At 68.2% G+C, this 24,133-nt stretch carries 24 protein-coding genes; 20 read left to right on the forward strand and 4 right to left on the reverse strand.

The window, feature by feature from the left end; genetic code table 11:
- The first annotated feature begins 17 nt into the window (after positions 1-17).
- The 16 genes from FVP33_RS09205 to dnaE all read left to right on the forward strand — a co-directional run bounded on the left by FVP33_RS09205 (position 18) and on the right by dnaE (position 19,237).
- Positions 18-1,556, forward strand: a complete 1,539-nt coding sequence (locus tag FVP33_RS09205; protein ID WP_147783360.1) for a Mur ligase family protein — start codon at positions 18-20, stop codon at positions 1,554-1,556.
- Positions 1,556-2,965, forward strand: coding sequence for a UDP-N-acetylmuramoyl-tripeptide--D-alanyl-D-alanine ligase (locus FVP33_RS09210; RefSeq protein WP_147783361.1), 1,410 nt, complete (start codon positions 1,556-1,558; stop codon positions 2,963-2,965). The genes FVP33_RS09205 and FVP33_RS09210 overlap by 1 nt, the downstream gene beginning before the upstream one ends.
- Positions 2,962-4,059 (forward strand): phospho-N-acetylmuramoyl-pentapeptide-transferase, encoded by a 1,098-nt coding sequence (mraY, locus tag FVP33_RS09215; protein ID WP_147783362.1) that lies wholly within the window; start codon positions 2,962-2,964, stop codon positions 4,057-4,059. Before FVP33_RS09210 ends, mraY begins: the two co-directional genes overlap by 4 nt.
- Positions 4,059-5,564 (forward strand): UDP-N-acetylmuramoyl-L-alanine--D-glutamate ligase, encoded by a 1,506-nt coding sequence (murD, locus tag FVP33_RS09220; protein WP_147783408.1) that lies wholly within the window; start codon positions 4,059-4,061, stop codon positions 5,562-5,564. Before mraY ends, murD begins: the two co-directional genes overlap by 1 nt.
- Positions 5,524-6,843: a putative lipid II flippase FtsW gene (gene ftsW, locus FVP33_RS09225; protein WP_147783363.1), complete on the forward strand. Its 1,320-nt coding sequence runs from the start codon at positions 5,524-5,526 to the stop codon at positions 6,841-6,843. Before murD ends, ftsW begins: the two co-directional genes overlap by 41 nt.
- On the forward strand, positions 6,840-7,931 hold the full coding sequence (locus FVP33_RS09230; protein WP_147783364.1) for a UDP-N-acetylglucosamine--N-acetylmuramyl-(pentapeptide) pyrophosphoryl-undecaprenol N-acetylglucosamine transferase: 1,092 nt from the start codon (positions 6,840-6,842) through the stop codon (positions 7,929-7,931). Before ftsW ends, FVP33_RS09230 begins: the two co-directional genes overlap by 4 nt.
- Complete coding sequence (gene murC, locus FVP33_RS09235; RefSeq protein ID WP_147783365.1) at positions 7,928-9,343, forward strand: UDP-N-acetylmuramate--L-alanine ligase; 1,416 nt, start codon at positions 7,928-7,930, stop codon at positions 9,341-9,343. The genes FVP33_RS09230 and murC overlap by 4 nt, the downstream gene beginning before the upstream one ends.
- A 10-nt stretch (positions 9,344-9,353) precedes the next feature.
- Positions 9,354-10,352: an FtsQ-type POTRA domain-containing protein gene (locus FVP33_RS09240; RefSeq protein ID WP_222706673.1), complete on the forward strand. Its 999-nt coding sequence runs from the start codon at positions 9,354-9,356 to the stop codon at positions 10,350-10,352.
- 175 nt (positions 10,353-10,527) lie between these two features.
- On the forward strand, positions 10,528-11,700 hold the full coding sequence (ftsZ, locus tag FVP33_RS09245; RefSeq protein WP_147783366.1) for a cell division protein FtsZ: 1,173 nt from the start codon (positions 10,528-10,530) through the stop codon (positions 11,698-11,700).
- A 24-nt stretch (positions 11,701-11,724) separates the two neighbouring features.
- The gene (locus FVP33_RS09250; protein ID WP_147783367.1) at positions 11,725-12,405 is read left to right on the forward strand and encodes a YggS family pyridoxal phosphate-dependent enzyme; all 681 of its coding nucleotides are present in this window, start codon (positions 11,725-11,727) and stop codon (positions 12,403-12,405) included.
- Positions 12,406-12,440: 35 nt separating this feature from the next.
- The gene (locus FVP33_RS09255; protein WP_147783368.1) at positions 12,441-12,914 is read left to right on the forward strand and encodes a cell division protein SepF; all 474 of its coding nucleotides are present in this window, start codon (positions 12,441-12,443) and stop codon (positions 12,912-12,914) included.
- Positions 12,915-12,937: 23 nt separating this feature from the next.
- Positions 12,938-13,243 (forward strand): YggT family protein, encoded by a 306-nt coding sequence (locus tag FVP33_RS09260; RefSeq protein WP_147783369.1) that lies wholly within the window; start codon positions 12,938-12,940, stop codon positions 13,241-13,243.
- Between the two features lie 116 nt (positions 13,244-13,359).
- On the forward strand, positions 13,360-14,145 hold the full coding sequence (locus tag FVP33_RS09265) for a DivIVA domain-containing protein (RefSeq protein ID WP_147783370.1): 786 nt from the start codon (positions 13,360-13,362) through the stop codon (positions 14,143-14,145).
- Positions 14,132-14,728 carry a signal peptidase II gene (lspA, locus tag FVP33_RS09270; protein ID WP_246142273.1) on the forward strand — a complete coding sequence of 199 codons (597 nt, stop codon included), beginning with the start codon at positions 14,132-14,134 and terminating at the stop codon, positions 14,726-14,728. The genes FVP33_RS09265 and lspA overlap by 14 nt, the downstream gene beginning before the upstream one ends.
- An 8-nt stretch (positions 14,729-14,736) precedes the next feature.
- A complete protein-coding gene (locus FVP33_RS09275; RefSeq protein WP_147783372.1) occupies positions 14,737-15,657 on the forward strand; it encodes an RluA family pseudouridine synthase in 921 nt (306 codons plus the stop codon).
- An 82-nt stretch (positions 15,658-15,739) separates the two neighbouring features.
- The gene (dnaE, locus tag FVP33_RS09280; protein WP_425460942.1) at positions 15,740-19,237 is read left to right on the forward strand and encodes a DNA polymerase III subunit alpha; all 3,498 of its coding nucleotides are present in this window, start codon (positions 15,740-15,742) and stop codon (positions 19,235-19,237) included.
- Positions 19,238-19,297: 60 nt separating this feature from the next.
- On the opposite strand, the gene FVP33_RS09285 is transcribed toward dnaE, so the two are convergent.
- Positions 19,298-19,663 (reverse strand): hypothetical protein, encoded by a 366-nt coding sequence (locus FVP33_RS09285; protein ID WP_147783374.1) that lies wholly within the window; start codon positions 19,661-19,663, stop codon positions 19,298-19,300.
- Between the two features lie 433 nt (positions 19,664-20,096).
- Between FVP33_RS09285 and FVP33_RS09290 the strand changes: the two genes are divergently transcribed.
- From FVP33_RS09290 to FVP33_RS09300, 3 genes are all read left to right on the forward strand, one after another.
- Positions 20,097-20,840 carry an SGNH/GDSL hydrolase family protein gene (locus FVP33_RS09290; protein WP_147783375.1) on the forward strand — a complete coding sequence of 248 codons (744 nt, stop codon included), beginning with the start codon at positions 20,097-20,099 and terminating at the stop codon, positions 20,838-20,840.
- A 107-nt stretch (positions 20,841-20,947) separates the two neighbouring features.
- Positions 20,948-21,217 carry a hypothetical protein gene (locus FVP33_RS09295; protein ID WP_147783376.1) on the forward strand — a complete coding sequence of 90 codons (270 nt, stop codon included), beginning with the start codon at positions 20,948-20,950 and terminating at the stop codon, positions 21,215-21,217.
- A 76-nt stretch (positions 21,218-21,293) separates the two neighbouring features.
- Positions 21,294-21,656 carry an iron chaperone gene (locus tag FVP33_RS09300; RefSeq protein WP_147783410.1) on the forward strand — a complete coding sequence of 121 codons (363 nt, stop codon included), beginning with the start codon at positions 21,294-21,296 and terminating at the stop codon, positions 21,654-21,656.
- On the opposite strand, the gene FVP33_RS09305 is transcribed toward FVP33_RS09300, so the two are convergent.
- From FVP33_RS09305 to FVP33_RS19485, 3 genes are all read right to left on the reverse strand, one after another.
- Positions 21,601-22,953, reverse strand: coding sequence for a wax ester/triacylglycerol synthase domain-containing protein (locus FVP33_RS09305; RefSeq protein ID WP_147783377.1), 1,353 nt, complete (start codon positions 22,951-22,953; stop codon positions 21,601-21,603). The genes FVP33_RS09300 and FVP33_RS09305 overlap by 56 nt on opposite strands.
- Complete coding sequence (locus FVP33_RS09310) at positions 22,950-23,411, reverse strand: hypothetical protein (protein WP_147783378.1); 462 nt, start codon at positions 23,409-23,411, stop codon at positions 22,950-22,952. Before FVP33_RS09310 ends, FVP33_RS09305 begins: the two co-directional genes overlap by 4 nt.
- 66 nt (positions 23,412-23,477) lie before the next feature.
- A complete protein-coding gene (locus FVP33_RS19485) occupies positions 23,478-23,651 on the reverse strand; it encodes a hypothetical protein (RefSeq protein ID WP_187270648.1) in 174 nt (57 codons plus the stop codon).
- Between the two features lie 102 nt (positions 23,652-23,753).
- Here FVP33_RS19485 and FVP33_RS09315 point away from each other — a divergent pair, with 102 nt between their 5' ends.
- The gene (locus FVP33_RS09315; RefSeq protein ID WP_147783379.1) at positions 23,754-23,978 is read left to right on the forward strand and encodes a hypothetical protein; all 225 of its coding nucleotides are present in this window, start codon (positions 23,754-23,756) and stop codon (positions 23,976-23,978) included.
- Positions 23,979-24,133: the final 155 nt, after the last annotated feature.

Here is a 24,133-nt window from a genome sequence, read left to right on the forward strand (position 1 = left end):
GTAAGGGAGGGGACGCCTTGACAGCACGGATCCCCCCGGTTCTCAGACCGGAACATCCGCTAGCCAGGCCTCTCTCGGGACTCATCACAGAGTTCGGGTTGGAGTACGTCGGCGACATCGACGGGGTCGAGATCACGGGAGTGACCCTCCGCAGCACGGAGGTGGAGCCGGGTGACCTCTACGTGGGCATCCGCGGGCTGCACAGCCACGGCGCGGAGTTTGCGACGCTCGCCGCGGAGAGCGGCGCCGTCGCCATGCTCACCGACCGGGTCGGTGCCACCCTGGGCGCAGACAGCGGCCTGCCGATCGTGATCGTCGACTCGCCGAGGGCCGCACTCGGCGACGTCTCCGCGTGGGTCTACCGCACCAATGAGCACCCGCCGCTGATGCTCGGCGTCACCGGCACGAACGGCAAGACCTCGGTTTCCTATCTCGTCGAGGGGATCCTCAAGCAGCTCGGCCTCGTCACCGGGCTCAGCTCCACCGCCGAGCGCCACATCGGCGACCTCACGGTGGTCAGCCGGCTCACCACGCCGGAGGCCAGCGAGATGCATGCCCTGTTGGCGCGGATGCGGGAGAGCGAGGTGCGCGCCGTGGTCGTGGAGGTGAGCGCCCAGGCTCTCACCAGCAACCGGGTGGACGGGCTGCTCTTCGACGTCGTCGCCTTCACCAATCTCAGCCACGACCACCTCGACGACTACGCGACGATGGAGCACTATTTCGCCGCCAAGCTCGCGTTCTTCGAACCCGAGCGCGGCAAGCGCGGAGTGGTCTCCCTCGACACGCCGTGGGGCCAGCGCGTGGTCGAGGGCTCTCACATTCCCGTCACGACCATCTCGGCGACACCGGGCGTGGTCGGCGAGTGGAACGTGGAGATTCTCGACGAGAAGGCGGCGTACACCGAGTTCCGCCTCACCGGTCCGGAGAACCGCTCCCTCGTCACCCGGGTGCCGGTCATCGGCTGGCACATGGCCGCCAACGCCGGGCTCGCGATCGTGATGCTCGTCGAGGCAGGCTTTGAACTCGAGGCCATCGGCCAGGCGATCCGCGGCGGCATCGAGGCCTACCTGCCCGGCCGCACCGAACTCGTCTCCGGGGAGCGTGGACCCTCCGTCTACGTGGACTTCGGGCACAGCCCCGATGCCTTCCTCAACACCCTCGCCGCCGTGCGCAAGGTGACCCCGGGCAAGGTCATCATGGTCTTCGGCGCCGACGGCGACCGGGATGCGACAAAGCGCCACGAGATGGGCCGGGTGGCCTCCGAGGGGTCGGACATCCTCGTGATCACCGACCACCACCCGCGATTCGAGAACCCGGAGTCGATCCGGGCCACCCTCGTCGAGGGCGCGAACCTCGCCGAGCACCCCGCCGAGCTGCACGTCGTGAGCCCGCCGGAGCGGGCCATCCGCTTTGCGGTCTCGCTCGCCGAGGAGGGCGACTCCATCCTCTGGGCAGGACCCGGCCACCAGGACTACCGCGACATCCGCGGCGAACGCACGCCGTACTCGGCGCGCGAGCAAGCGCGCGACGCCCTGCGCGAAGCGGGTTGGTCGTAGTGATCGCCATGACACCGGCCGAGATCGCCGCGGCCGTCGGGGGAGTGCTCGAACTTCCTTCCGGGGTCGAGCCCGCCGCGATCTCGGCATCGGCCACCGCGCAGACCGACTCCCGACTGGTCGAGCCCGGGTCGATCTTCTTCGCCCTGCGCGGCGAAACCACCGACGGACACCTTTTCGCACCGTCGGCCGTCGACAATGGGGCGGCGCTGCTCATCGTCGAGCGACGGCTCGATCTCCCGGTGGCCCAGGTCGTCGTCGACGACGGCCTCCAGGCCCTGGCCGATCTCGCCCGGACCGTTGTCGCGAGGGTGCGTTCGGCCGGCCATCTCAAGGTGATCGGCATCACTGGCTCGAACGGCAAGACCACCACCAAGAACATGCTGCGTGCCGTGCTCTCCGCCGTCGGTCCGACGGTGGCTCCCCGGGGCTCGTTCAACAACCAGGTCGGCGCGCCCCTGTCGATGCTCTCGGTGCAGGACGACACCCGTTTCCTCGTCGTGGAGATGGGGGCGAGCGGCGCCGGAGAGATCGCCAGGACCGTGGGCATCGCGATGCCGGACATCGCCGTCGTGCTCAAGGTCGGCCTCGCCCACAGCGGCGAGTTCGGCGGCATCGAGGCGACCCAACGGGCCAAGGCCGAGATCGTGACCAGCCTGCCGGCCGAGGCGGTCGCGGTGCTCAACGCCGACGACGAGAGAGTTGCGGCGATGGCCGCGCTCACCCGCGCGCGTCCCGTCTGGTTCGGACTGGATGCCCGGGCCGAGGTGCGGGCGGACGACCTCCGTGCCACGGCGACCGGTACCCGCTTCACCCTGATCACCCCGGAGGGGCGCGCCGAGGTGTCGCTGCGCATCCTCGGCGAACACCACGTGATGAACGCGCTGGCGACCCTTGCGGTCGTGCGGGAGCTCGGCATCCCGCTCGAGGGGGCCATCGCGTCCCTCGAGGCGGTCGAGCGGGCCGAGCGCTGGCGGATGGAACTGCTGCGCCGCGCGGACGGGGTCATCGTGATCAACGACGCCTACAACGCGAGCCCCGACTCGATGTCCGCCGCGCTGAAGACCCTCGCCCAGATCGTTGAGCCGGGGGAGCGGTCGGTCGCCGTCCTCGGCGAGATGGCGGAGCTCGGCGACGACGCGAACGAGGAGCACGACCGAATCGGTCGGCTAGTCGTGCGGTTGAACATCCAGAAGCTCGTGGTGGTGGGCCATGGCGCCCGCCACATCCACAATGCCGCCGGCCTCGAGGGGTCCTGGGATGGCGAGTCGGTTCTCGTCGGCTCGCTCGACGAGGCTTACGATCTGGTCAACCAGGATCTGAGGGCCGGTGACGTCGTGCTCGTGAAGTCGTCGAACTCGGCCGGTCTCCGGCTTCTCGGCGACCGGCTGGGCGAGGTGCCCGCGTGATCGCGCTGCTCGTGGGCGCCGGCGTCTCGATGGTCTTCACCCTGTTGCTCACCCCGCTCTTCGCGCGGGCCTTCCGGTCGTTGAACCTGGGCCAGTTCGTGCGGGCAGACACCCCGACGGCCCACGTCATGAAGCGCGGCACTCCGTCGATGGGCGGAATCGTCTTCATCACGGCGTCGATCATCGGCTATTTCGTCGGCCATCTCGTGGCGCGGGACTCCGTCTCCGGGGCGGGGCTGCTCGTGCTCGCCATGATGGGCGGGCTCGGCCTCATCGGCTTCCTCGACGACTTCCTCAAGGTGAAACGGCAGAACAGCCTGGGCCTCGCCGGCTGGTACAAGATCCTCGGAACGGTCATCGTCGCCATCGTCTTCGCGGTGATCGCCCTCACCTATCGGGATGCGAACAACCGCAGTCCCGCGTCGACGGCGATCTCGTTCGTGCGCGACCTCAACTTCAACTTCGTGAAGATCTTCGGCCTCACCGCCGGCGTCATCATCTTCGTGATCTGGGTCGTGCTCATCACCACGAGCGTCTCGAACGCGGTCAACCTCACCGACGGCCTCGACGGCCTCGCCGCCGGCTCGTCGATCTTCGCGATCGGTTCGTACGTGATCATCGGGTTCTGGCAGTCGAACCAATCCTGCTTCAGCCCCACCATCGACCAGGACAACCTTTACAAGTGCTACCTGGTCTCCCGCCCGCTCGACCTCGCCGTCGTGGCCGCCTGCATCGCCGGCGCGCTCGTCGGATTCCTCTGGTGGAATACGTCGCCCGCCCAGATCATGATGGGCGACACGGGATCGTTCGCCCTCGGCGGAGCGCTCGCCGGGCTCGCTATCCTCACCCGCACCGAGCTGCTGCTCGTGCTCATCGGCGGTCTCTTCCTCGTGGTCACCGGCCAGGTGATCATCCAGCGCATCTACTTCAAGCTGACCAAGGGCAAACGGATCTGGCGGGCCAGCCCGCTGCACCACCACTTCGAGATGAAGGGCTGGGCGGAGATCACGATCGTGGTGCGTTTCTGGGTGATCTCCGGGCTGTTCGTCGCCCTCGGGGTGGGGATCTTCTACCTCGAGTGGGTCTCCCGCTGATGCGGACGGCGGAGGAGATCGCGGGCCTCAGCAGCTGGCACGCCGACTGGAGCGGCCTGCGCGTGGCGGTGCTCGGGCTCGGGGTGACCGGCTTCGCCGTGGCGGATACCCTCGCCGAACTCGGCGCGGAGCTCCTCGTGCTTGCCAACCGGGCCGACGAGGAGACGGCGGACCTGCTCGGCGTGATCGGCGTCCCACTCGCGCTGGACGGCCTCGACGAGGCATTCGATGCCTTCGCCCCGGAACTCGTTGTCGTGTCTCCCGGGTTCGCGCCGCATCATCCCCTGGTCGAACGGGCGACCTCTCGCGGCATCGCGGTGTGGGGCGACGTGGAGCTGGCCTGGCGCTTGCGGGACAAGACCGTCAGGGTGGCGGAGTGGATCGCGGTGACCGGGACCAACGGCAAGACCACCACCGTGCAACTCGCCACGGCGATGATCGCGGCCTCCGGCAAGCGGGTCGTGGCCTGTGGAAACGTCGGCGTGCCGGTGCTCGACGCCGTTCGTGACCCCATCGGGTTCGACGTCCTCGTGGTGGAACTCTCCAGCTTCCAACTGCACTACCTCGACAGCATGTCCGCCTGGGCCAGCGTGTGCCTCAACGTCGCCGAGGATCACCTCGACTGGCACGGCTCAGCGGAGGCCTATCGGGAGGCCAAAGCGAAGGTCTACGAACGCACGATCACCGCGTGCGTCTACAACATCGAGGACGAGGCGACCAGAACCATGGTCGAGCAGGCCGAGGTGGTCGACGGCTGTCGCGCCATCGGTTTCGGACTGGGCCTTCCCGGGCCGAGCGACCTCGGCGTCGTGGACCGGATCGTGGTGGACCGGGCATTCCTCGACGACCGCCACCGGTCGGCGATCGAGCTCACCTCAGTCGACGAGCTCGAGGTGGTGGGGCTCGGGTCGCCACACATGGTCGCGAACGTGCTCGCGGCGTCCGCGCTCGCTCGCTCCCTCGGGGTCGCGCCCGGCGTGATCCGGCTCGCGCTGCGCGCGTTCCGGCTCGATCACCACCGCACCGAGACCGTGGCGGAGGCCGACGGCATCCGTTGGGTGGACGATTCCAAGGCCACCAACCCGCACGCCGCCGCTGCCTCCCTCGAGGCGTTCGATTCGGTCGTCTGGGTGGTGGGCGGACTGCTCAAGGGAGTGGATGTGAACGCGCTCGTCGCCGCCAACGCCCCGCGCCTGCGTGCCGCGGTGGTGATCGGCTCCGACCGCAGCGCCGTCGTCGACGCGTTCGCGCGACACGCGCCCGAAACGCCGCTGTTCGAGGTCGACACGACTGACACTAAAGAGGTGATGCCGACGGTCGTGAGGCTGTCGGCTGCTGTCGCGCGGAGTGGGGACACGGTGCTTCTCGCCCCGGCGGCCGCGTCCATGGACCAGTTCACCGATTACGCCGACCGGGGAAATCGATTCGCGACCGCAGTGCACGAGATGTTGGGAGGCAGGGCCGATGACGACGAGCCTCCCGCGACCCCGCGCAACGAACTCTAGGACGTCCCAGCCCGCCCAGGCTCGGCGCCCGACCAGGACCACGGGGGCGGCCCCGCGGCCGACCGCCGGCCAGCCAGCGGCCGAGGCGCGCGAGCCGCGCCACGCACCGGCCGCGTTTGTCGCCGTCCGCCGCATCTTCGCCGCGGAGACCGGCAACTACTTCGTGCTGCTCGGCGCCACCCTCTTCCTGGTGGTCTTCGGTCTCATCATGGTTCTCTCGTCGTCGTCCGTGGAGTCCTTCCTTGCGAGCGGCGACTTCTTCAACGGCTTCGTGCGCCAGGTGCTCTTCGCCGCCCTCGGCATCCCGCTCATGCTCATCGCATCGCGGATGCCCGCCCGGTTCTGGAAGCGCTGGGCCGGCACCTTCCTGCTGATCGCGATCGTGCTGCAGCTGCTCGTCGTGGCGACGCCACTCGGCGTCGAGCACGGCGGAAACAAGAACTGGATCAGCCTCGGGCCGTTCAGCGGTCAGCCGTCCGAGCTCGTCAAGCTGGGTCTCGTCGCGTGGCTCGGCTACATCCTGGCCCGCAAGCAGGGCTCGTTCGACAACTGGCGCGAACTCGTGATGCCGCTCGTGCCGGTGGCCGGGGCGGCCATCGGCTTCGTGGTGCTCGGCGGCGACCTCGGTACGTCGATCATCCTCACGATGGTGGTGCTGGGGGCGGTCTACTTCGCCGGGGTGCGCCTGCGCTTCCTCGCGGTGCCGATCCTGCTCATCGCCTTTGCCGCCACGATCCTCTCGCTGGCCAGCACCTCGAGGCGCGACCGGATCGCCGCCTTCGCGTCCGGCTGCACCTCGGCAAGCGACTACCTCGGCAACTGCTTCCAGACCGTGCAGGGCTGGTGGGCGCTCGCCTCCGGCGGCGTCTTCGGCGTGGGTCTCGGAAACTCCAAGGCCAAGTACTCCTGGCTGCCCGAGGCCGACAACGACTTCATCTTCGCGATCATCGGCGAGGAGCTCGGGCTCATCGGCGCCATCCTGGTGCTCGCGCTCTTCATCGTTCTCGCCATCAGCTTCGTGCGGATCATCCGGGCCAACACCGATCCCTTCGCGCGCATCACCGTGAGCGCCGTCATGGTCTGGATCATCGGGCAAGCCTTCGTCAACATCGCGGTGGTGCTCGGCATCTTGCCGGTGCTCGGGGTGCCGCTGCCCCTCATCTCGGCCGGAGGGTCGGCCCTCATCACCTCGCTCATCGCGATCGGCATCGTGCTCTCCTTCGCCCGGCAGTCACCGGAACCCGCTCTGGACACGCCGAGGACTGGGCGCTCCCGGTGACGCGGTACCTTCTCGCCGGAGGGGGCACCGCCGGGCACGTCAATCCGCTGCTTGCCGTCGCCGATCGCCTCCGTGACCGTGACCCGGATGCCGTGATCCTCGTGCTCGGCACCGCGGAGGGCCTCGAGTCCCGCCTCGTGCCCGAGCGTGGCTACGAGCTGCTCGTCGTTCCCCGTCTGCCCTTCCCGCGCCGGCCGAACAGGGCGGCGCTGCGGTTTCCCGGTCGATTCCGGCACCTCGTCTCGCTCATCCGCACGATCCTGACCGAGAACTCGATCGACGTCGTCGTGGGCTTCGGCGGCTACGTGTCGGCTCCGGCCTACCTCGCCGCCCGGGCCGAGCACGTCCCGATCGCCGTGCACGAGGCCAACGCCCGGCCCGGGATGGCGAATCGGCTCGGAGCGCGCTTCACACGCTCGGTGGGCGTCGCCTTCCGCGGCACTCGGCTGCCCCACGCCCGGTTCGTCGGCATGCCGCTGCGCCGGGAGATCGAGACGCTCGACCGCGCGAGCTCGCGGCGGGAGGCCGCCGACTACTTCGGCCTGTCGCCGGCGAAGCTCACCCTGCTGGTCACCGGCGGATCCCAGGGAGCGAAGAGCATCAACGAGACAGTGTTCGCCGCGGCGGCCTCGATCCTCGGCGCCGGCTGGCAGATCCTGCACGTCACCGGGCAGCGTTCGGAGATCACCGCGAGCGAGCTCGCGGGCTACCACGTGCTGCCGTACTGCGACCGCATGGATCTCGCGATCGCCGCCGCCGACTTCGCCGTCGCGCGGGCGGGCGCCGCGACCGTGAGCGAGTTCACCGCGCTCGGCCTGCCGACGGCGTACGTTCCGCTCGCCATCGGCAACGGCGAGCAGCGGCTCAACGCTCGCGAGGTGGTCGCCGCAGGCGGCGCGGTGCTCGTGGCCAACGCCGAGTTCACCCCGCACTGGGTGGCAGGCACCCTCGTGCCGCTGCTCGAGGACCGCGCGCTCGTGGCGGACATGGCCGCGCGGGCCCGGTCGGTGGGCGTGCTGGACGGAGCGGATCGCATGGTCGACCTCGTCACGAGCGCGGTCGATGGACAAGTACATTTGTCACGATGATCAAGTCAGATTTCTCCCAGTCCGTGCCCGACGATCTCGGCCGCGTGCACTTCGTCGGCATCGGCGGCGCCGGGATGAGCGGCATCGCGCGGCTCTTCCACGCGGCCGGCCTGCCGGTGACCGGATCGGACATCCGCGCGACGGAGACCGTCGAGGCACTCCGCGCAAGCGGGGTCGCCGTGGCGATCGGCCATGCCGCCGAGAACATCCGGGATGCCGACACCCTCGTGGTGACCGGGGCGATCGCCGAGGACAACCCCGAGTACCTCGCCGCCCGTGAGCGAGGCCTCCCGATCGTGCATCGTGCGCAGGCGCTGGCCTGGCTCACCCGCAACCACCGGGTCGTCGCGGTCGCCGGCGCTCACGGCAAGACCACGTCGACGGCGATGATCGTGACCGCGATGCTCGCCCTCGACGCCGACCCGAGTTTCGTCAACGGGGGAGTGATCCGCTCGCTCGGCGTGAGCGCGGCACCCGGAGCCGGCGAGGTCTTCGTGGTCGAGGCGGACGAATCCGACGGCTCGTTCCTGCTCTATGACACCGCGATCTCCCTCATCACCAACGTCGACCCGGATCACCTCGACCACTACGGCTCCGAGGAGGCGTTCGAGGAGGGGTTCGTCACCTTCGCCCGCACGGCGACGGAGCGCGTCGTCATCTCGAGCGACGACCCGCGCGCCGTCTCGGTGACGACCCGTCTCGGTGACCGAAGCGTGCTCACCTTCGGGCAGCATCCGGCCGCCGACATCCGTCTCCACTCGCTCGACACCGCCGCGACCGTGGGTTTCACCCTGCGTTATCTCGGCGCCGACTACAGCACCCGCCTGCGCGTGGCCGGTCTGCACAACGCGGTCAATGCCGCCGGCGCCTTCGGCGTGCTGGTCTCCCTCGGCTTCGAACCGCAGGCGGCGCTCGATGCGATCGCGCTCTTCGACGGCACCGAGCGACGGTTCGAATTGCGCGGCAGCGTCGGCGGCGTGAGCGTCTACGACGACTTCGCGCATCACCCCACCGAGATCCGGGCCGCGCTCTCCGGCGCGCGCGGGGTCGTGGGGGCCGGGCGTCTCATCCCGATCTTCCAGCCGCATCTCTACACCCGCACTCGGGACATGGCGAAGGAGTTCGCCGAGACCTTCGAGTCCCTCGCCGATCACACCATCGTCGTGCCGATCTACGGCGCACGGCAGGATCCGGAGCCCGGCGTCACGGGCGAGCTCATCACCAGCAGGTTCACCGATCCCTCGTCCGGCCGCTACTTCGAGGACTGGCAGGATGCCGTGGACTATGCGGCCCGGATCGCACGGCCCGGCGACTTCGTGATCCCGATGGGTGGCGGCGACATCTATCAGATCATCCCCCAACTGCTGGAGGCCCTCGACAAGAGGGCGACGGCCGGCCCGGCCGACGAATGAGCGGCCGCGAGTGAAACGACCACAGGGGTTCGACCGGCGACCGACCGGGGAGCAGCCCACCCGCCCGGCCTCCTCGACCAAGAGTCGCGCGTCGACGCCCGCGCCCCCGGCGCGACCGACGGCGCCGGTGACCCCGAAGGCCCGCGAGACCTCGACGGCCAGCGAGACCCCTACGACCGAGCACTCGGCGAAGGCGCCCAAGAGGGCCGCGGCAGGCACGATCCCACCGGCAGATCCGGTCGCCGAGCGCGAATTGAAGAAGGCCGCGCGGGCGCGGCGGCGCTACGAGCGCGGCGAGGTCCGCCGCTTCACCCGGCGTTCGCGTCGTCGCCGTGTCGCCTGGCTGTCCGCGGCGATCACGGCGGTCGTGCTGGTGGGGCTCGTGACCGTTGCCGTGTATTCACCGCTGCTCGCCCTGCGCACCGTGACGGTCGTCGGCACCACGCGGGTGGATGCGGCAGCCGTGCGGAACGCGGTCGGCGACCAGGTCGGCAAGCCACTCGCCCTCGTGGACTTCGCGCGGGTGAAGGCCGAGCTGTCCCGCTTCCCGCTGATCCGCAGCTTCGTCACCGAGACCGTGCCACCGGACACTCTCGTGATCCGGGTCACCGAGCGTGCACCGGTGGGGAGCGTCGCCACCGCTTCCGGATTCTCCGTGGTGGACCCGGCCGGCGTGGAGATCGAGAAGTCTGCCGACCGGCCGCCGTCCCTGCCGCTCATCGACGTCGGCACCACGGGCGCCAAGGGGGCGGCCTTCCAGGCGGCGGTCGCAGTTCTGCTCGCCCTTCCCCCGAGCGTGCTCGGCAAGGTCGACAGCGTCACGGCCCAGACCACTGACGATGTCACCCTCACCCTCACCGGGGCGGGCCAGACCGTGGTGTGGGGGAGCGCGGAGAACTCGCAGCTCAAGGCGCGTGTGCTCGTCGCCCTGATGAAGACCCAGAGTCCGACGTCCGCAGTGAAGTACGACGTGTCCGCCCCGACGAATCCGGTCGTCGGCCCGGCCTGAGCGATCGTCCGCGCGGCACGGAATTCGCCTTTCTCGCGAGCAGATTCCGCGACACGCTGGCGCGCCTCACGCCTCCGTGTGCCCGCGGCGCTTACCGTCAAACCAAGAAACCTATACCGGGCATAACTTTAACGCTCTAGTAAAGGTTGAGAGTTTTTTCAAGCGGAGGCCGGACGTGACATCGAACCAAAACTACCTCGCCGTGATCAAGGTCGTCGGCATTGGCGGCGGCGGCGTTAACGCCGTAAACCGGATGATCGAACTCGGGCTCCGAGGAGTCGAGTTCATCGCGATCAACACCGACGCGCAGGCGCTGCTCATGAGCGATGCCGACGTCAAGCTCGACGTCGGACGCGAGCTCACCCGCGGCCTCGGCGCCGGCGCGGACCCCGAGGTCGGGCGTCGCGCGGCCGAGGACCATGCCGAGGAGATCGAAGAGGCGCTTGCTGGCGCCGACATGGTCTTCGTCACCGCGGGAGAGGGCGGCGGCACCGGCACGGGCGGCGCGCCGGTCGTGGCCCGCATCGCCAAGTCGATCGGTGCCCTCACCATCGGTGTCGTGACGCGTCCGTTCGGATTCGAGGGCAAGCGTCGCGCCGCCCAGGCCGACGTGGGCGTCTCGGCGCTCAAGAGCGAGGTGGACACGCTCATCGTCGTCCCCAACGATCGCCTCCTCGAGATCAGCGATCGCGGAATCTCTTTCCTCGAGGCATTCGCCACCGCCGACCAGGTGCTCCTTGCCGGCGTGCAGGGCATCACCGACCTCATCACCACCCCGGGCCTCATCAACCTGGACTTCGCCGACGTCAAGTCGGTGATGCAGGGAGCCGGGTCCGCGCTCATGGGCATCGGGTCGTCCCGCGGGGCAGATCGAGCCATCAAGGCCGCCGAGCTCGCTGTCGCATCGCCGCTGCTCGAGGCGTCGATCGACGGGGCGCACGGAGTGCTCCTGTCCATCCAGGGCGGATCCAACCTCGGCATCTTCGAGATCAACGACGCGGCTCGCCTCGTGCAGGAGGCCGTGCATCCCGAGGCCAACATCATCTTCGGTGCCGTCATCGACGACACGCTCGGCGACGAGGTGCGCGTCACGGTGATCGCGGCGGGATTCGACGGCGGAGAGCCGGTCGTCAAGAAGAACGGCCATCGTTCCAACTTCGTCGATGCCGCCGTTCCGGTCGGTGTCGGAGTCGGCGCAGCGGCGTCGACCGGCTACGCCGAGGCCGAGCCGGCCGCGGCGCCGGCCTGGTCGCCCGAGCCCGAGCTGCCCAGCGCGCCCAGCGCCCAGAAAGACCCGGTGTTCGACGACGACGATGACGACCTGGACATTCCGGATTTCCTCAAGTAGCGCCGACACCGGCGGGGCGATCTCATGACCGCAGGTGCCGCGCTGCCCGAGCGACTCGAGGCGGTGCGCCGAGGCATCGCGGACGCCGCGGCCGAGGCCGGGCGGAGTGTCGACGAGATCTCGCTCATCGTCGTCACGAAATTCCACCCGCCGCGGCTCGTGCGCGACTTGTTCGCGCTCGGGGTGACCGACTTCGGCGAGAACCGGCACCAGGAGGCGCAGGCCAAGGCGGCCGAACTCGCCGACCTCGACATCACCTGGCACTTCATCGGTCAACTGCAGAGCAAGAAGGCGCGGCAGGTGCGGGCATACGCGCGCGTCATCCACTCGCTGGATCGCGAGTCCGTCGTGGATGCGCTCGCGTCCGTCGAGTCGGTGGTGGACTGTTTCGTGCAGCTCAACCTCACCGACGACCCGGCCAGGGGCGGAGTGCGGGACGCGGACCTCGAGACCCTCACCGAGCGCGTGCTGGCGACGAGCGGTTTGCGCCTTCTCGGCGTCATGGCCGTGGCCCCGGTCGGCGAAGAACCCCGCGCGGCGTTCGCCAGGGTGCGCGCCGCGTCGGAGCGGGTCAGGGCGATCGCCCCAGCGGCCCGCTACATTTCCGCCGGCATGTCCGGCGACTATCGCGAAGCCGTGCTCGAGGGCGCGACACACCTGCGCATCGGGTCGGCAATCACGGGAATCCGGCCAACCGCCGGTTAATCTGAACACAAGAGTTTCACCACAGGAGGCACGAAATGGCTAACCCGCTACGCAAGACCATGGTTTATCTGGGCCTTGCGGATGAAGAGCTCGAGTACGAGGAGACCGCACCGGCGGCGCCTGCCGCGCCGGTCGCTCATCACGTGCCGCAGCCGGTGAGCAATCGTGCCCCGGTGACCCCCCTGCGCCGCGCGCCGAGCCAAAGGTCGGCCGGTCCCGCCGAGATGAACGAGATCCTCACGGTGCACCCGCGCCAGTACAAGGACGCACAGGTCATCGCCGAGAGCTTCCGCGACGGCATCCCGGTGATCATCAACCTGTCCCAGATGAGCGAGCCTGAGGCACGCCGACTCATCGACTTCGCCAGCGGCCTCTCGCAGGGCCTCTACGGCAAGATCGAGCGCGTCACCAGCAAGGTGTTCCTGTTGTCGCCGGCGCACGTGGCCGTGAGCGGCGACCAGGCCGAGGTCGAGCCCGACGTCGACGCCTCGTTCTTCGCCCAGTCCTGACCTCGGAACCGGCCGGGAGTTCTGTGTTTGTACTGTCGCTCATCGCGACCCTCGTCTATGCCCTGCTGCTCATCTATTCGTTCGTCTTGTGGGGCCGGCTCGCACTGGATGTCGCGCGCACGTTCCTGCCGAGCTGGCGTCCGAAGGGCGCGGGCCTGGTGATCGCCGAATTCGTGTTCTCCGCCACCGATCCACCGATCAAGGCCGTGCGCCGGCTCGTGCGTCCGATCCGGATCGGCGGTATTGCGCTCGACCTCTCCTGGTCGATCGTGATGCTCGCGGTCATCATCCTGATCTACGTCGTTCAGGTAATCCGCACACTTGTGTAACCTGTGAAAAGCGGTCGCCGACCGCGCGAGTTCATGACCCCCGTGACCCGGGTTGTTTGCTAGCGTTAGATCATTGTCAATAAACGCAGTACCAGAGAGTTCTTGAGGTGACACCAATGGCCCTGACGCCGGAAGATGTAGTCAACAAGCGGTTCCAGCCGACGAAATTCCGCGAAGGTTACGACCAGGACGAGGTCGATGACTTCCTGGACGAGGTCGTCGTCGAGCTGCGTCGCCTCAATCAGGAGAACGAGGAGCTTCGCCAGCGCCTGATCGCGAGCGACGCCCGGATCAGCGAGCTTCAGCGAGCGGCATCCGGCCCGGCAGCGGTCGAGGCCGCCCCGCAGCCGCAGTTCGCCTCCGCTCCGGCCGTCGTCGCCGCGGCGCCCGTGGTCGCCGCCCCGGCTCCGTACCAGGCATCCGACCCCAATGCCATCGACCCGAGCAACACGAACAACCTCCTGCAGCTTGCTCGCAAGCTTCACGAGGAGCACGTGCGCGAGGGCATCGAGAAGCGTGACGCTCTCATCGCCGAGGGCCACGCCACCGCGGCCCGCATCGTGAGCGAGGCCGAAGAGGCCCAGCGCACCCAGATCAACGCCCTCGACCAGCAGCGGGTCTCGCTCGAGACCCGGATTGAAGAGCTCCGCACCTTCGAGCGGGAGTACCGCCAGAAGCTCAAGAGCTACATCGAGGGCCAGCTGCACGAGCTCGAAGCGACCGAGGTGACGTCCAACAGCGCTGCTTCGGCAGTCGCGCCGGGCAGCGCATCGTTCGCGTCGGCGTCGTTCGATTCGGGCCCGGTTGACTCCGCGCCGGTCGATGCCGTGCCGTTCGACTCCGCGCCGTTCAACAGCCAGACGCCTCCACCAGCCAGCTACCAGGGCTTTGGCGGCAACTGAGCCGCAGGCGGAGGTTCGCGCTTCACCGGTCAGCGTTCGTGCTCTCGTCACGCTGGCCGTTGTTGCGCTCGCTGTCTACGGTCTCGACCAGTTATCCAAGTTTCTGATTGTCTCGAATCTCACCGAGGGCGAACTGGTACGCGTTCTCGGTGAGGTTCTTCAGTTCCACTTCGTGAAGAACTCCGGTGCCGCCTTCTCCTTCGCCAGCGGTTCGACCTGGATCTTCTCGATAGCCGCCTCCGCCGTCACGGTCTTCATCATCGGGTTCTCCCGGCGCATCCGTTCGGTCGGCTGGGCCGTGCTTTTCGGGATGCTCCTGGGCGGCACGACAGGGAATCTCACCGACCGGCTGTTCCGGGAACCCGGCTTCGGGGTCGGCCACGTGGTCGACTTCATCCAGGTCATCGGCTTTCCGGCGATCTTCAACATCGCCGACTCGTTCATCGTCGCGAGCATGGGGCTGTTCATCATCCTCACGATCCGCGGCGTCGGGCTCGACGGCAAGCGCGGCCACGGCACTGCACCGGCGGACGCCGCGTCGGATGTCGAGCCACAGCCCCCGACTTCACACGACAGCAAGTAGGCCCCTCGATGGAAACACGCAGCCTGCCGGTGCCCGACGGACTGGCCGGCGAGAGGACCGATGCGGCGCTCGCGAAGCTGCTCGGCTTCTCGCGGAGCTTCGCCGCCGAGGTCGCCGAGTCCGGGGGAGTGACGGCCGACGGCGTGGTGCTCGGCAAGTCAGATCGCCTGCAGGCCGGCAGTTGGCTCGAGGTGACCTGGCAGCCCAAGGAGGCACCGCGAATCGAGCCTGTCGTCGTGCCAGACCTCACGATCATCTACGACGATGACGACATCGTCGTCGTCGACAAGCCGGTCGGGGTGGCCGCGCATCCGTCGGTCGGCTGGACCGGGCCGACGGTGCTCGGAGCCCTCGCCGGCGCCGGCTTCCGGATCTCCACCTCCGGCGCCGCCGAACGTGCGGGGATCGTGCACCGCCTCGACGCCGGCACGAGCGGCCTCATGGTCGTGGCCAAGAGCGAGCGGGCATACTCGGAGCTGAAGCGCGCCTTTCACGACCGCGAGGTGGAGAAGATCTACCACGCCGTCGTGCAGGGGCATCCCGACCCGCTCGCCGGAACTATCGACGCGCCGATCGGGCGGCATCCCAGTTCGAGTTGGAAGTTCGCCGTGACGATCGACGGCAAGGACTCTGTGACCCACTACGAGACCCTCGAGGCGTTTCCGAGCGCGTCCCTGCTCGAGGTGCACCTCGAGACCGGTCGGACCCACCAGATTCGCGTGCACATGGCCGCCCAGCGGCACCCCTGTGTCGGCGACGCCATGTACGGCGCAGACCCGACGATCTCGGCCAGGCTGGGCCTCACCAGGCAGTGGCTCCATGCCATGCAGCTCGGTTTTAGGCACCCCGCGACGGGCGAACCGGTGGTCTTCAGCAGCCGGTATCCCGCCGACCTGCAACACGCGCTCGACGTGCTTCGACGCGACTGAGCCGGGCTTAAGCTAAAGGCCGGGGAAAACATCCAGCCCTCGGTTAGTCGGAGTATCGGTGCCAGTCAGCAATGAATCTTTCGTGCATTTGCACGTGCACAGCGAGTACTCGATGCTGGATGGTGCGGCCAGGGTCGGCCCTCTCATCAAGGCCGCCGCCGAGCAGAAGATGCCCGCCATCGCGGTGACCGACCACGGCAACATGTTCGGCGCCTACGACTTCTGGAAGACCGCGACGGCCAACGGAGTCAAGCCGATCATCGGCACCGAGGCGTACATCACCCCTGGGACCGCCCGGCAGGATCGCACCAGGGTCAAGTGGGGCGCGAACCACCAGAACCAGGACGACGTGGGCGGGTCCGGCTCGTACACCCACATGACCCTGCTCTCGGAGAACAACGAGGGCATGCACAACCTGTTCCGGTTGTCGTCGCTCGCCTCGATCGAGGGCTTCTACTTCAAGCCCCGGATGGACAGGGAACTGCTGAGCCGCTACGCCCAGGGCATCATCGCCACGACGGGCTGCGTCGGCGGCGAGGTGCAGACGCGGCTGCGTCTTGGGCAGTACGACGAGGCGCGCAAGGCCGCCGCAGACTTCCAGGACATCTTCGGCAAGGGCAATTTCTTCGCCGAGATCATGGACCACGGCATCGATATCGAACGCCGCACAATGGAGGACCTGCTTCGCCTCGCGAAGGACCTCGACCTGCCGCTCGTCGCCACCAACGACCTGCACTACACCCACGCGCACGACGCGACGGCGCACGCCGCTCTGCTCTGCGTGCAGTCCGCCTCCACCCTCGACGACCCGAATCGCTTCAAGTTCGACTCCGACGAGTTCTACCTCAAGTCGGCCGACCAGATGCGTCATCTGTTTCGCGACTACCCGGAGGCCTGCGACAACACCCTGCTCATCGCCGAGCGCTGTGAGGTGTCGTTCGAGCACCGCGACCTCATGCCGAGGTTCCCCGTGCCGGAGGGCGAGACGGAGGCCTCCTGGTTCGAGAAGGAGGTCGGCGTCGGCATGATGCGGCGCTTCAAGAATGCGCCATCCGAGGCCCACCTCGCCCAGGCGAAGTACGAGGTGGACGTCATCAAGCAGATGGGATTCCCGGGGTACTTCCTCGTCGTGGCCGACTTCATCGCGTGGGCGAAGGCGCAGGGCATCCGGGTGGGTCCCGGTCGCGGGTCGGCCGCCGGATCGATGGCCTCCTACGCCATGGGCATCACCGAACTCGACCCGCTGGCGCACGGACTCATCTTCGAGCGCTTCCTCAACCCGGAGCGGGTATCCATGCCCGACGTCGACGTCGACTTCGACGACCGGCGCCGGCCGGAGGTGATCCGCTATGTGACGGACAAGTACGGGGACGACCGGGTCGCCCAGATCGTGACCTACGGCACGATCAAGGCGAAGCAGGCGCTCAAGGACTCCGCCCGGGTGCTCGGCATGCCGTACTCGGTGGGGGAGAAGCTCACCAAGGCCATGCCGCCCGCGATCATGGGCAAGGACATCTCGCTCAGCGAGATCCTCGACAAGGATGCCCCGCGCTACAAGGAGGCGGCCGACTTCCGGGCGGTGCTCGAGACCGACCAGGAGGCCGCGAAGGTCTTCGACACGGCGAAGGGCATCGAGAACCTCAAGCGCCAGTGGGGTGTGCACGCCGCCGGCGTGATCATGTCGGCCGAACCATTGCTCGATGTCCTGCCGATCATGAAGCGCGAGGACGACGGCGCGATCATCACCCAGTTCGACCAGCCGCCGCTGGAGTCCCTCGGTCTGATCAAGATGGACTTCCTCGGCCTGCGCAACCTCACCATCATCGAGGATGCGCTGCGCATGATCGAACAGAACACGGGCAACAAGCTCGTGATCGAGGACCTCGACCTCGACGAGGACCAGAAGACCTACGACCTGCTGGCCCGGGGCGAGACGCTCGGCGTGTTCCAGCTCGACGGCGGGCCCATGCGTTCGCTGCTCAAGCAGCTCAAGCCCACGAGCTTCGAAGACATCTCGGCCGTCATCGCCCTCTACCGCCCGGGCCCCATGGGCATGAACTCGCACACCAACTATGCGCTGCGCAAGAACGGCCTGCAGAAGATCGAGGCCATCCACCCGGAGCTCGAGGAGCCTCTGCGGGAGAGCCTCGGCATCACCTACGGCCTGATCGTGTACCAGGAGCAGGTGATGTCCGTCGCCCAGAAGGTGGCCGGGTTCACGCTCGGGCAGGCCGACGTGCTGCGGCGCGCGATGGGCAAGAAGAAGAAGTCGGAGCTCGACAAGCAGTACGCCGACTTCGAGGCCGGAATGAAGGCCAACGGCTACAGCGCAAACGCCGTGAAGGTGCTCTGGGACACCCTGATGCCCTTCGCCGACTACGCCTTCAACAAGGCGCACAGCGCCGGCTACGGCGTGCTGAGCTACTGGACCGCGTACCTCAAGGCCAATTTCCCGGCCGAGTACATGGCCGCCCTGCTCACGAGCGTCGGGGACTCCAAGGACAAGCTTGCGCTCTACCTGAGCGAGTGTCGGCGCATGGGCATCCGGGTGCTCGCGCCCGACGTGAACGAGTCCTCCGGCGACTTCACCGCCGTCGCCGGCGACATCCGCTTCGGCCTCGGCGCGATCCGCAACGTCGGGTCGAACGTCGTCGAGTCGATCAAGCGGGCCCGGGAGGAGAAGGGGCGATTCGAGTCCTTCCACGACTTCCTGCGCAAGGTGCCGATCCAGGTCGCCAACAAGCGCACGGTGGAATCCCTGATCAAGGCGGGGGCCTTCGACTCGACGGCAGCGACGAGGCGCGCCCTCCTCGAGATCCACGAGGACGCCATCGACTCGGCGGTGAGCGACAAGCGCGCCGAGGCGAACGGCCAGGTCGGCTTCGACTTCGACAGCCTGTGGGACGAGCCGCAGGCGGTGAACCAGGTGCCGGACCGACCGGAGTGGTCGAAGCGCGACAAGCTCGCCTTCGAACGAGAGATGCTCGGGCTCTACGTCTCCGATCATCCGCTCGCCGGCCTCGAGGTGCAGCTCGCCAAGCACGCGAGCGCGAGCATCATGGAGATCCTGGGCGGGGATGTCGCGGCCGACGGCGAGCACGTGACGGTCGCCGGCCTCATCACCTCGGTGCAGCACCGCACCGCGCGCAACTCCGGCAACCAGTACGGACTCATCACGGTGGAGGACTTCGCCGGGGAGATCACCGTGATGTTCCTCGGCAAGACCTACCAGGAGTTCTCGCCAGCCCTCACCAACGACTCCATCGTGGTGGTGCGCGGTCGGGTGAGCGTGCGCGACGACGGGATGAACCTGCACGCGGTGAGCATGTTCAGTCCAGACATCGGGCAGAGTCTCGGCTCCGGTCCGCTCGTGATCTCGGTTCCCGAGCAGCGGGCGACGACCGATATCGTCACGGCGCTCAACGACGTGCTCATTCGGCACTCCGGCGACACCGAGGTTCGGCTCAAGCTCGTGAAGGGCGACACGGCTCGGGTCTTCGAGGTGCCGTATCCGGTGTCCGTGAACGCGGACCTGTACGGCGAACTGAAGTCTCTGCTCGGCCCGAGCTGCCTGGGCTAGAAACTTCCCGGGGAACTTCCGCCGCGCGCGCCCCGGCGGCGGGATGGAGCGGGCGGCGATTCAGGCGCCGCCGATACCCTCGCCCACGACAAAGAACGTGAAGAAGATCGCCGCCGGCGCGACTACCGCCAACGCGACGATGTTCAGCACGGATCGCTGCTTCCACAGCCACACGGACAGCACGTTGAAAAGCGCGGCTAGCAGGATCACTACCGTGCCGATCACGGGCATGACGAAGGTATCGGTCACCGGGTATCGCTCGGCGAACAGCGTCGTGATGATCGGCAACACCACCCACGTGCCGAGGCCGACCGCGGCCGCAGCCACGGCGATCCACCCCGTCGGTGCGGTGGGCCAGATCGCAACTCGCGGCGATCGCGGCGGTTCAGGCGGTGAGCGGCGAGGGACATTCACTGACTCGACCATGGCGCGCTCCCTCCGAGGTCTGACAGGGGCAGTCCTCGGGATTGCGCGTGCGCAGGCCAGTGATCCATCACCCCACGCTGGCACGCGACCGCCGGCTCCTGCAGAGCCGAAAGTCCCGCGCCAGCCTGCACGCTGACTGCGCTCTCTCCCGACGCCACTCGCCGGTGATCGTTGTCGACCAGGCGCCCCAAAAGTCGCGACGAGTCGGGGAGAATGGCCTGTTTGCGCGCGGCGAAGCGGCCACTAGCCCCGACTCGACGCCGGTGGCGGCATTTCCGGAGGCGGCGTGGCATCCCCAGTTCGGGGCATCCGCCATTTTATGAGAGTATCTCGTGATGTACTGTCTCCGGGGGATGGACCCCAGTCGGACGCACACGAGGGGACCAAGCGGATGGTGGCAGCAGGGCGGCCTATTCGATCGGCTTTCCGCGTCGTGGCGAGGTCCCTCAACCTCGCCGAATTCCTCTTCCCGTGCCAGGATGCGAGCGGGGATAGCTATCCGACCGATTCGGCGGGCGGAGTCGTCGAGGGTGACGATTCGTACCGCATCATCACGATCGGGGAGGGCACCGCGGTCGGCCTGGGCGTGCGCAGCCACGAACTCGGCGTGGCCGCGCAGTGCGCGCGTCGACTCGCGCGCGCCGCGGGCTCCGGCGTGTACTGGTCGTCGGTCGGCTTCCCGGACGGCCGGCTGCGATCCGCGCCGGCCATCACCTCCTCCGCGGCGACCTTCGCGCGAATCGACGTGGTGATCCTGATGATCGGAATCACCGACACGCTCCGCATGACCTCCCGCAGCAGTTGGCGGCGGCTGATCGCGGTCACCGTCGACCAGCTGGCGGGCCACCTCGCGAGCGATGGACAGGTGCTGGTGGCCGAAATCCCGCCGATGGACAACGCCGGGTCGATCTCGCGCGCGGCTCGGCTGGCCTCCGGTCACCAGGCCAGAGTCCTGAACCGGATCACCCGGGAGGTCGTGGCGACCAGGCCGCGGGTCAGTTCGGTCGCCTTCCCGGCCTCGCTGCACGAGGGGCTCCGGCTCCCCGAGTCACGGCAATCGTCGTACGGACGGATGTACGCCGAGTGGGGCGCTGCGCTGGCGACGGCCGTGACCACCCAGCCGATCAGTCGACCAGTGCCGACCCCCGTCGCGACGACCGCGACGGATGCCGCCTGATCGGCACTTGACTCGCAGGTCGCTCTCCGCCAGTTCTTATGCGAATCCAAGCTCGCGCGAGCAGTCTTGGTCCTGTCGACGGCTGTCGACGACAGGGAGGTGGCGGCGTGAGCATCCGATCAGAGGGCCGGCAACTCGCGGCGAGCGTCACCGTGCTCGTGGGCGTCGTGAGTCTCGCGGCCACCGGAATCGTGTCTCTGGCGCTCTGGCTCGGCACGGTTCGAACCCCGACGTCCGTCGGGACGTCGAACGTGCAGCGCGGCGACGGGTCCGACACGAACCAGTCGGGCTTCTCCGACGACGGCAGCCAACAGCAAATCGGTCCGGCGGTCCCCGGCCAGGGCTTCGGGCAACACGCCCAATCGTCGGGCTCCTGAGCGACTCGGCGGTGGCTCGCCGTGCGGCACGCGGGTACGATTCTGCCCAATGGGCGGTCTCGCCGAGGAGGAGCCGATGGGAGAGCAGTTCGCCACGGTCGACGAGTACATCGCCTCGTTTCCCACGGAGGTCCGCCCGGTGCTCGAACGCGTTCGCGGCGAGTTGCGCGGCGCGGCGCCGGATTCGATCGAGACGATCAGTTACGGGATGCCCACGATCGTGCTCGACGGACGCCGTCTGGCGTACTTCGCCGGCTGGAAGCGGCACGTGGCGCTGTACGCCGTGCCGACGATGAGGGTCGAGCTCGAGCGGCAGCTCGCCCCGTACCGCGGTGACAAGGGCACTCTCTCCTTCCCGTACTCGGAGCCCGTGCCCTATGGCCTCATCCGACGGGTCGCCGACGATCTGGTGCGACTCCGGCAACGGATCTCCGGGTGACGTCGTTCAATTCGCGCTCGAGAAGCTGCCGCAGCCGGTCGAGGTCCGGGCACGCATCCGGGTCGGCGGCGAGACTGATGGTGAGGGTGCCGCAGTAGGAGAGCACCGAGAATGAGACCGTCACGTTGCCGACCGCGACGCTGAGGGGGATCACGGCCACGACGGGCCGGCCATCGATGGCGAGCCTGTCCTGCGGGCCCTTCAGGTTGCTGACGAAGGTCTGGATGAGACGCTGGCGGTCGATGAACCGCCGGAAGAGTCCGGCCCGCGCCAGCAGGCGAAAGCCGGGTCCGAGCATGGCGGTCGACGCACCGGGCGCCGACAGTTTCGCCGCGCGGGTGATGAGGGCCACCGCTTCGAGACGCTCGTCGGGATCGCCGGTGGCGGGGAGGCGCAGCGGGATCACCCCGCTCGCGTTGCCGAGCCGTGAGGCGGCAGTACTGCCACGGGAGGAGAACGGCACGGAGACGACGATGGTCTCTGCCGGCTCGTCGCGCTCGGCCAGCAGCCGATGCAGGGCCCCGGTGATCGCGCTGAGCACGACGTCGTTCACGGTCGCGTGGTGGCCGTGGGCGGTCTCCCGCACGCGGTCCAGCTCGCAGGTGACCGTGGCGAATCTCCGGCGCCGGCCGGTCGGCCGATTGAGGGAGGACCGCTGCGGGCGCGTCCGCAGCGCCGGCCCGAGCTGGAGCGCGGCCTGGGCCAGTCGCGCGAGTGCCGACGGGAGGCGCGTCACGGCACGCAGGCGATCGCGGGCGGCCCCGAGGGCAAGCTCGCGGCGGGTGGGGCGCGACCTCGGGAACAACGGATCGACCGCGGGAGCGCCGGCGAGCGCAGCCAAAACGGCGAGTCCGCCGATGCCATCCGCGAGCACGTGGTGGTACACGATCACGAGCGCCGCGCCGCCGCCGACGACGTCAGTGACGAGACTCGCCCTCCACAGCGGACGGTCGCGGGGGAGTCGAGTCGTGATGAGACCGGCGGCGACGTCGAGCACGGAAGCCGGGCCGGCAGGCGACGGGCAGCGAACTATCGACACGTGGTCGGCGATCCGGAAGCCCGCGTCGTCGACCCAGATCGGCCGCCCGAACCCGACGGGCACCCGCTCGAGCCGTTGCCTCAGTCGCGGGATGGCGGGGAGCCGTTGCTCGATCGCGTGCACCAGGCGCTCCGGTTCGAATCCCCGGCCGACATCGAGCATCAGCACGGCACCCACCTGCATCGGTGCGGATCCGCGGTCCGAGGCCAGCGACATGAGGTCGTCGCTGCTCGCGCGGTCGATTCGGGACGAGGTCACCGTGGGCCCGTCGATCGCCTGCTGCCATGCAACAGACTCGCGATCAGCACCACGAACTGCACCGCCAGCCCCAGTGCCGTGCCGACCATGGCAACGATCAGCACGACGCGCGCCACCGTGCCCCAGCCGAGAGACGAACCGGTGAAGTCGAAGGGGAAGACCTCCCAGAATCCCACCAGCACGGCCATCCCGATGGCCAGGGTGATCAGGTCGCCCAGCGCCTTGAGCCAGGTCTGATCGGCGACGACATAGACGGCGTTCACGACCATCCCGGCGATCAGGGAGAGGGTGACCAGACCGAGCACGAGTGTGGTCTCCTCGGTGAGGAACGGCAGAACCCTCCAGCCCGGCCACACGTTGATGCCGTAGAGAAGCAATCCGTTGATCACGACGGCCAGCGCGTATCCCACGCGTCTGGCCGTCGCGTTTTCGGCGCGGCGCGGGGCACTGGTGGACATGCACGCAGTCTCACAATAGAACGGACTGCTCTCTAGGTCCGAAGGTCCCGGTGTTCCGCGACGGGGTCAGGAGTCTTTGTCGGACGGCTTCTCCGGTTTCTTCGCGACCGACTCGAGGTCGGCCTGCTCCATGTTCTCGATGTCGGTGAGTGAAGGGTATGGGCCGACCTCGGTCTGACCCTCGCCTGTCATGTCGCCCACTGGAGTCTCGTCGGGGGACCCTCCGTTGTTGCCGCTCATTGTGAACCTCCGCATCGTCGCAGCGAACACCTCGCTGGCCTGAACGGTAGGCCTCTTCGGGGCGCACGTCCAGTGCCCAGCAGGACGGAGGATCATGGAGCAATGGACCCGACGAAGCGACTGCTGTTCTGGCTCAGGGTGCCGTACGCCGCGGACGTCGTCCTCGTCGTGTTCGGGGTGGGACTGCTGCTCTCCGGGATGCCGGTCGGCTGGTGGGTGCTCGTGTTCGCGGTCGTGCGTGCCGCGATCGGAACCTTCGCGCTGTTCTGGATCGCGCCGAGAGTGATCGCCCGGCGTCAGGTGCAGAAGCCGCACTCCCGCGGCTAGGTGTACTGGCCAGGCAGGTTGGTTGATTGGGTGTGGCGACTCGCTTCAGTCGGTGAACGTGAGCGAGGAGCTCCTGTCCCACGCTGATGCTGCTGTTGGACTCCACACACCGTTACGGACGTTCGTGTGTGGCCGTCGGCGCATTGCGGATCTCG

Origin of the sequence: Lacisediminihabitans profunda, assembly GCF_008040105.1 — a bacterium.
Lineage (GTDB): Bacteria > Actinomycetota > Actinomycetes > Actinomycetales > Microbacteriaceae > Lacisediminihabitans > Lacisediminihabitans profunda.

What these genes read in the sequence shown, in the direction of transcription:
- murD (WP_147783408.1), top strand. Translation starts at nt 4,059, where the DNA reads ATGCGGACGGCGGAGGAGATCGCGGGCCTCAGCAGCTGGCACGCCGAC.
- ftsW (WP_147783363.1), top strand. Translation starts at nt 5,524, where the DNA reads ATGACGACGAGCCTCCCGCGACCCCGCGCAACGAACTCTAGGACGTCC.
- murC (WP_147783365.1), top strand. Translation starts at nt 7,928, where the DNA reads ATGATCAAGTCAGATTTCTCCCAGTCCGTGCCCGACGATCTCGGCCGC.
- FVP33_RS09250 (WP_147783367.1), top strand. Translation starts at nt 11,725, where the DNA reads ATGACCGCAGGTGCCGCGCTGCCCGAGCGACTCGAGGCGGTGCGCCGA.
- FVP33_RS09255 (WP_147783368.1), top strand. Translation starts at nt 12,441, where the DNA reads ATGGCTAACCCGCTACGCAAGACCATGGTTTATCTGGGCCTTGCGGAT.
- FVP33_RS09265 (WP_147783370.1), top strand. Translation starts at nt 13,360, where the DNA reads ATGGCCCTGACGCCGGAAGATGTAGTCAACAAGCGGTTCCAGCCGACG.
- FVP33_RS09275 (WP_147783372.1), top strand. Translation starts at nt 14,737, where the DNA reads ATGGAAACACGCAGCCTGCCGGTGCCCGACGGACTGGCCGGCGAGAGG.
- FVP33_RS09285 (WP_147783374.1), bottom strand. Translation starts at nt 19,663, where the DNA reads ATGGTCGAGTCAGTGAATGTCCCTCGCCGCTCACCGCCTGAACCGCCG.
- FVP33_RS09300 (WP_147783410.1), top strand. Translation starts at nt 21,294, where the DNA reads ATGGGAGAGCAGTTCGCCACGGTCGACGAGTACATCGCCTCGTTTCCC.
- FVP33_RS09310 (WP_147783378.1), bottom strand. Translation starts at nt 23,411, where the DNA reads ATGTCCACCAGTGCCCCGCGCCGCGCCGAAAACGCGACGGCCAGACGC.
- FVP33_RS19485 (WP_187270648.1), bottom strand. Translation starts at nt 23,651, where the DNA reads ATGAGCGGCAACAACGGAGGGTCCCCCGACGAGACTCCAGTGGGCGAC.
- FVP33_RS09315 (WP_147783379.1), top strand. Translation starts at nt 23,754, where the DNA reads ATGGACCCGACGAAGCGACTGCTGTTCTGGCTCAGGGTGCCGTACGCC.